The sequence below is a fragment of the Bacteroides caecigallinarum genome, assembly GCF_016901995.1.
Classification (GTDB): domain Bacteria; phylum Bacteroidota; class Bacteroidia; order Bacteroidales; family Bacteroidaceae; genus Phocaeicola; species Phocaeicola cellulolyticus.
In genome coordinates this window covers 57,707-65,118 of the sequence record NZ_JACJLE010000018.1, presented here as the reverse complement: position 1 = coordinate 65,118, position 7,412 = coordinate 57,707, and the positions used below count along the sequence as shown (strand labels likewise).

Below are 7,412 nucleotides of genomic sequence, written 5' to 3'. Positions count from 1 at the left end.
TTGAATTGGTCTAATGTCATATTCTTCATTTTTGTACAATATTGGTTATGGGTACAAAAATATAAAGAATCAAGACTGAGTTCTGACGGGGTTTACTGAATGCTTACAGTTGATATATGAAAAATCCCGGTTCGGAATTGTTTTTTAACTTTCCGAATCGGGATATTCTTTTTTGTTATAATTGTGGTAATGTTGTCAATTACATATTGTCATTAGTAAGAGTCTTACCCTTGTATTCACCTGTAAGAGTTTTCAGGAACTTCACGATGTTGGCAGTTTCAGTTTCTGTAAGTGTGATACCTACTTCGTATTTAGCCATATCGTTTACAGCTTCTTCAAGTGTCTTCTTTGTACCGTCGTGATAGTAAGGACCTGTCAGCTCGATGTTTCTCAGACCAGGAACCTTGAATCTGTGCATGTCGCGTTCTGTCTTGGTTTCCTTGTTGCGGCCATGGTCTTCGAATGTGATTTCAGTACCTCTGTCGCCGAAGTAGTCAGCTCTTACTCCCATAAGCTCATATGACTGTCCTCCCAAGTTTTCACCCACGTGACAAGTAGCACAGTTGTACTCCTTGAACAGTTCGTAGCCGTTTATCTCTTCTGCTGTAAGGATATTCTTGTCGCCTTTCAAATATTTGTCGAACTTAGAGTTTGGAGTAATCAATGTGCGTTCGAATTCCTGAATAGCATCAGTGATTGTTTCCTGAGTAAATCCTTCAGGATATACTTCCATAAATGCTTTTTCAAAGGCTTTGTCTTCTGAAAGGACTTTACAGATATCATCGAATGATTTGTGTCCCATTTCGATAGGGTTGAGTGGAGGTCCACCTGCCTGTGCTGCCAGTGTAGCGGCACGTCCGTCCCAGAACTGAACGAAGTTGTAGTGAGCATTGAACACGGTAGGTGCGTTTATACCTCCAACCTGTCCGTCAACACCTTCAGAGAAACGTTTGTTGTCCACACCAGCAGTGTTCAGAGCATGACAAGTTGCACATGATACGGTATTGTCTATAGAAAGACGTGTGTCGTGGAAAAGCATATCTCCAAGGATAACCTTTCGGATATCTACAGGAATAGAATCGTGTATAGGGCGTATTGGCTCGTTTGCAAACTCAGCTGCAGCCAGAGTATTTGGATATGCCTGAGCTCTGTAATTCTTTACCCAGTCAAGAGCAATTTCTGTTTTCTTGCCAGTCATAGACGAACCCCAGTGTACAAGGTAATATTTAGCCAATGGCATTGTACCGTCCTTTATTACCTTTTCTACTTTAGCCAAATCGACTTCGCCCACTTTCTCACCATTCTTGAGAGCTGTCATCATAGGCTCTACGTCAAACTCTCTGTATCCTTTCTCGATATCCTCTTTCACCACTTTTCCTGCAATAGGGAAGTTGGCATAGAAAGGAAGTTTAGGATTTGCCGAGTGGCATTCCATACATCCTCCGTCAGTAAGTATTGCAAGCATTCTTTCGTTTGCTGCAAGCGATTCTGATGGAGCTTGATTCACAAGGCGGTAAACTACCACAGCTCCCGCTGCAATCAGTAATGCTGCCAAGATAATCTTTTTCTTCATAATCTCACTTTTTTAAATGTTAGTATTAGTAGTTTCCTTTTGGGATTATTGTCTATTATATAAATGTACACTCTTCTGTGCCGCCGGAAGATAGTTTACTCCATACCAGCACATCTGCAGTGATACGAATCCTGCTATGAGAAGTCCGTACAGTAGTCTTTTACTCTTGTATGTTCTTTGCAGTCGTATATGTATGTATAGCAGGTAAATAGTCCATGTTATGGCTGCCCATGTTTCCTTCGGGTCCCAGCTCCAGTAGTTGCCCCATGCATCCTTTGCCCATATAGCTCCCGTCAGCATACCTATGGTGAGGAAAGCAGTTCCTGTATATACCAGCTCGTCTGCAGTAGTGGTATATATCTCTTTATGCTTTTTCATTCCTATACATCCAATGATGAATGCGCATCCAAGTACTGAGTATGAAAACATATATACAGTCACATGAGGGATGAACCATGCGCTTTGCAGGGCAGGCATAAGCGACTGGTCGTGTATCTCTGGCTTGAGTATGTTGATGATGCAGAACACTGCAGATACCATAGTAGAGAAGGATAGTATCCATCTGTATTTCCATCTCCAGTAGGTGATAAGTCCTGATATTCCCATGAATAGCGAATACCATAATCGTGTTTCTCCCATTGTTCTGAGCGGAGGCCTTTGCAGATAAATCCACAGTCCTATGATAAATGCCATGAAAACGATGCTGCCTGACAGGCTTGCTGCAACGGCTGTTTTTGAGATTCCGTCTTTAGCTGCAGAGGCAACCGCACTTATAATCCATAGGATTACAGAAACGATGGTGAATATATAGAAAACATCCCAGTTGATTGTCATTTTTTTATAGTTATAAGGGTTATTGTTACTGCTTTGAAGTCTGTTTTTGTGGCCCTCCGATAAACATTCCTACAGCTCCGGCTATTGTCATTATTATACCTATGAGCTGGATATACTTCCATGGCTGACGTACTATCTGCAGGACACAGTATTGTGGCTTGTCGCTGCGTGTATCGTAGCTAACCAGATATATGTCTTCACCAAATTTATATTCGTAAGGGTGGTTTACTTCAAGACTTATTTGTGATGAATTCCCGGAATGTCTGTCAGAAACTTTTACCTCCGCTACGTAGCTTTTGGGCATTCCGTTCTGATAGTAATCCGCATCGAAACCTGTCAGCTGCAGGTCGTAGTCAAGGTAAAAATGCTTGCCTTCCATAGTCAGAGCTTCATTGTTCTCTTTATCGAAAAATACGGGAATTCTTGCTGTGATAATGTCGCTGCTACCCATGAAACCGCCAAAGAGTGCAAGCCATACTCCGGCATGGTTGAGCAGAAATCTCCATCTTTTCTTTTTCCTTGATTTAAATCCTCTTATGGTTATGGCTGCAAGATGTGAGAGCAAAATAAACAGTATCGATACAAAAATCCATGAGGACATGAAATTGTAGAATCCAAGTTGTCCCAAAATTCCTTCTTTTTGTTCTGCTTCTATAGCTGACAGTTGTGGAAACATTCCAATGACGAGTGTTCCGCAAACAAACAAGAAAAGGCTGAATGCTGTAGTTTCGGGAGATACAAGAACTCTTGTTATATTATTGGTACAGTTATTTTTGCGTAAGAGCATATAAACGGAATAAATCCATATTGCCCCAAGAATAATATTCAGTGGGAATTCAAAGAAATGGAACGGGAAATTTCCTGCAAAATATTGTATAATGACAGCTGCCATTATAGGATATAATAATATCAGGTAGATATTTTTCGCCATTTTTGTGTCGTTATAAGTCTTAAGAAAGTTGTTTCTGTGTATTTGAGTGCAAAAATAGTAAAAACAATCTATTTTCAATATATTATTATGTGAAAATTGTATTTGTTACAAAAAGGTAATAGTGATACTGCTGAAAACAGATAATGAGAATGGATATATAAAACGAAAAGCAATGACACCTATTGTTGTGTATAAGAGTCATTGCTTTATTTTTTATATAGTTTTAGTTGTATTACATGCTTTTCAAAGCCTTGCAAAGCTGGTCTGGACATGAAGTGTTCTTGTTTCCGCAACGGATACCTTCAAGGCGAGAGATAACTTCATTTACTTCCATTCCTTTTACGAGCGAGCAGATGCCTTTAAGATTTCCGTTACATCCGCCAGTGAAGCTTACTTCCTTAATCTTGTTGTTTTCTACTTCAACTTCGATAAATGAACTGCATGTTCCTTGTGTTCTGTAGTTTATTTTCATCGTTTTTGCTTTTTATCTTATTATAAAAAAACAGATTTCACACGAAGAAAACTTTATGCGAAATCTGTTTTTGTAATTATCATTAAGAATGATTACTCTTCTTCCGGCTTCATGTTAGTGTAAACATTCTGCACATCGTCGAATTCTTCAAGACGTTCTACCATCTTGTCGATAGTTTCGCGCTGTTCAGGAGTAACTTCTTTCAAATCGTTTGGTACGTATGTGAACTCACCACCGACATCCTCGAAACCACATTCTTCAAGGTGTTTCTGGATAAGAGAGTAGCTCTTAGGATCACCGTAGATAGTGATTGTTCCTTCTTCCGGATCTTCGTCGTATTCATCTTCTACGTTGTAGTCGATAAGATCGAGGATAAGTTCTTCCATGTCAAGACCATCTTTCTTCTTGAAAGTGAATACACACTTGTGATCGAACAAGAAAGCAAGTGAACCTGTAGTTCCAAGGTTACCGGCAAATTTGTTGAATACTGAACGAACGTCTGCTACTGTACGAGTAGTGTTGTCAGTAAGAGTATCAACAAATACAGCAACTCCGTGAGGACCATATCCTTCGTAAGTCATGCTCTTGTAGTCGCTCTGGTCTTTACCCTGTGCGTTTTTGATAGCACGTTCGATGTTGTCCTTCGGCATGTTTTCACGCTTGCAGACAGCGATGATAGAACGTAGTGTAGGGTTGTTTTCAGGTTCAGGACCACCTGCTTTTACAGCAATTGCGATTTGTTTACCCAGACGTGTAAAGGTCTTAGCCATGTGACCCCATCTTTTCAATTTGGCAGCTTTTCTATATTCAAACGCTCTTCCCATTGGTTTATAATTTTATATTGTTGTTATTTGTTTCTTGTTGTTTTTATTTCTGATTATTCTAAATAATCTGTATGCCGTAATGATAAGCAATATCAGGAAAATACCTCCGCCTATAGATGCACAAATTATTTTCCATGAAGGATTTCCTTCTTGAAACAGTGTATTTAAAGATATACCGATGAACAATAGTTCAATATAAAGTGCAACTGTCAGTATGGCATTTTTATTTTTCATAATATGATATGTTTTATATTATCTCAATTTGGCATCAAGCTTATTCTGCAGGTTAGTGATAAGTTTCTGCATGAACTTGTCAATCTGCTTATCGTTCAGAGTGGCATTCTCGTCCTGAAGCATGAAGCTTACTGCGTAGCTCTTCTTGCCTGCTTCGAGGTTCTTGCCTTCGTAAACGTCGAACAGTTCAACAGATTTCAGGAGTTTCTTGTCTGTTTCGTAAGCTATCTTTTCGATTTCAGCGAACTGTACTTTCTTGTCGATAAGCAATGCAAGGTCACGTTTAACAGCAGGGAATTTAGATATTTCCTTGTAAGTTACTCTGTTGCCCTTGATTGATTTCATAAGTTCGTTCCAGCAGATGTCGGCAAAATAAACTTCATTGTCTATATCGAATGCCTTCTGAATCTTCTTGCTTACTACTCCGAATGTAGCCAACAGTTTTCCTCCACGAGTATGTACTGATATCGCTACAGAGTAGATATCGTCTGTAAGATTTCCGAATACAAGGCCACCGAAGTTTACACCAAGACGACGGAAAATATTGAGAACGTATGCCTTAAGTTCGTAAACAGATGAGTTTTCGTCTGCGTGTGCCCATGAATTGCTTACGCGCTTACCAGTAACCCACATACCGAGGTGAAGTTCTTCAGAATATGCGGCAAGAATCTTTTCAGGGTTCTTCTTTTCAGCATTGAAGTGGTAGCATTTACCGAATTCGAAGAATTTCAAATCTGCATTCTTGCGGTTTGCATTGTGCTGGATGCTTTCAAGACCACCGAAAAGCAGGGTTGCACGCATTACGTTCAAGTCGTTGCTCAACGGGTTCATCAGGCGAACCAAGTTTTCAGGCTTGTAAGTTTCAAGTCCTTCGTAATAAGCAGCTGCAGTAAGCGAGTTGTTCATTATTTCGTTAAATCCGCATCCTACAAGCTGTTCAGAAACAATGTTCTGAAGTTTAACAGACTTGTCTTCAGCGCCTTTAACGTTGATGCTTGATTTCAGGCTGGTAGGGATCTCTACATTGTTGTATCCATAGATACGGAGAATATCTTCCACTACGTCGCATGGACGCTGTACGTCAACACGGTAAGGAGGAACAAGAAGAGAAAGACCTTCAGCTGTCTCGTTCACAATCTTCATTTCAAGACTGCTTACTATGCTCTTGATTGTTTCTGCAGGGATAACTTTTCCGATAAGTGTATTTACATAATCGTATGAAAGTTCGATAGCGAAATCAGCGATAGGAGCAGGGTAGTTGTCCTTGATTTCAGATGCTATTTCACCGCCGGCAAGTTCTTTCACCAATATTGCAGCTTCCTTCAGTGCATAGATAGTGATATTAGGGTCGATACCACGTTCAAAACGGAATGAAGAGTCTGTGCTAAGTCCGTGACGGCGCGCAGTCTTACGAACCCAAGTAGGGTTAAAGTATGCACTTTCAAGGAATACATCTGTAGTAGCCTCAGTAGTACCTGAATCAAGGCCACCGAATACTCCGGCAATACACATAGGTTCTTCTGCGTTGCAAATCATAAGGTCGCGTTCAGACAAAGTACGTTCCACTTCGTCAAGAGTTACGAATTTTGTACCTTCAGCACAAGTTCTTACTACAATTTTGCCACCTTTAATCTTGTTTGCATCGAAACAGTGCATTGGCTGTCCGTAAGCGTGAAGTATGTAGTTTGTAATATCGACGATATTGTTGATAGGGCGGACACCGATAAGGCGAAGCTTGTTCTGAAGCCATTCAGGACTTTCCTTTACAGTGACATTCTTTATTGCGACACCTGCATATCTTGGACATGCTTCAGTGTTTTCCACCTCAATGTCGATATTCAGATTGTTGCTATCTACTTTGAAAGAGTCTATAGAAGGACGTTTCAACTCTGCTTTGTATCCGTTTTGGATTAACCACGCATAAAGGTCGCGAGCCACACCATAGTGTGAGCATGCATCCGAACGGTTTGGAGTGATATCAACTTCAAGTACATATTCGCTCTTTATATTGTAATATTCTTTTGCAGGAGTTCCCGGAACAGTGTCTGCAGGAAGGACTATGATACCGTCATGACTTGTTCCCACTCCGATTTCATCTTCTGCACATATCATACCGTTAGACTCTACGCCACGGAGTTTTGATTTCTTGATGGTGAAACATTCGTCGCCATCGTAAAGTTTTGTTCCAAGAGTTGCTACTATTACTTTCTGACCTGCCGCAACGTTGGCTGCACCACAAACTATCTGTACAGGTTCTCCCTGTCCCAAGTTTACTGTAGTTACGTGCATATGGTCTGAGTTTGGATGAGGCTCGCAAGTCAGGACTTCACCTACTACAAGTCCTTCGAGGCCTCCTTTTATAGTCTGAACTTCCTCTACGCCTCCGGTTTCGAGACCGATTGAGGTAAGTGCGGCTGCTACTTCATCTGGAGTCAAATCGAAATTGACATATTCTTTCAGCCAGTTATAAGAAATATTCATATATATAATGTTTTTATGTATTTTTATGAATGATGCGCAAAGTTAATATAAATATTTGGTTTA

The 7,412-nt window shown here is 40.4% G+C and carries 7 protein-coding genes; all 7 read right to left on the bottom strand.

The window, feature by feature from the left end; translation table 11 throughout:
* Window positions 1-199: 199 nt before the first annotated feature.
* Entirely contained in the window at window positions 200-1,573 is a 1,374-nt protein-coding gene (locus H6A61_RS06605) for a cytochrome-c peroxidase (protein ID WP_204392236.1), read from the bottom strand.
* Between the two features lie 45 nt (window positions 1,574-1,618).
* A complete protein-coding gene (gene ccsA, locus H6A61_RS06600; protein ID WP_430746788.1) occupies window positions 1,619-2,401 on the bottom strand; it encodes a cytochrome c biogenesis protein CcsA in 783 nt (260 codons plus the stop codon).
* Window positions 2,402-2,432: 31 nt separating this feature from the next.
* Window positions 2,433-3,338, bottom strand: a complete 906-nt coding sequence (locus tag H6A61_RS06595; RefSeq protein ID WP_204392232.1) for a cytochrome c biogenesis protein ResB — start codon at window positions 3,336-3,338, stop codon at window positions 2,433-2,435.
* Between the two features lie 232 nt (window positions 3,339-3,570).
* Complete coding sequence (locus H6A61_RS06590; RefSeq protein ID WP_204392230.1) at window positions 3,571-3,810, bottom strand: TIGR03905 family TSCPD domain-containing protein; 240 nt, start codon at window positions 3,808-3,810, stop codon at window positions 3,571-3,573.
* 92 nt (window positions 3,811-3,902) lie between these two features.
* On the bottom strand, window positions 3,903-4,634 hold the full coding sequence (locus H6A61_RS06585; RefSeq protein WP_154044077.1) for a YebC/PmpR family DNA-binding transcriptional regulator: 732 nt from the start codon (window positions 4,632-4,634) through the stop codon (window positions 3,903-3,905).
* A gap of 12 nt (window positions 4,635-4,646) precedes the next feature.
* A complete protein-coding gene (locus H6A61_RS06580; protein ID WP_204392228.1) occupies window positions 4,647-4,868 on the bottom strand; it encodes a hypothetical protein in 222 nt (73 codons plus the stop codon).
* Window positions 4,869-4,886: 18 nt separating this feature from the next.
* Complete coding sequence (gene pheT / locus H6A61_RS06575) at window positions 4,887-7,349, bottom strand: phenylalanine--tRNA ligase subunit beta (RefSeq protein WP_204392226.1); 2,463 nt, start codon at window positions 7,347-7,349, stop codon at window positions 4,887-4,889.
* Window positions 7,350-7,412: the final 63 nt, after the last annotated feature.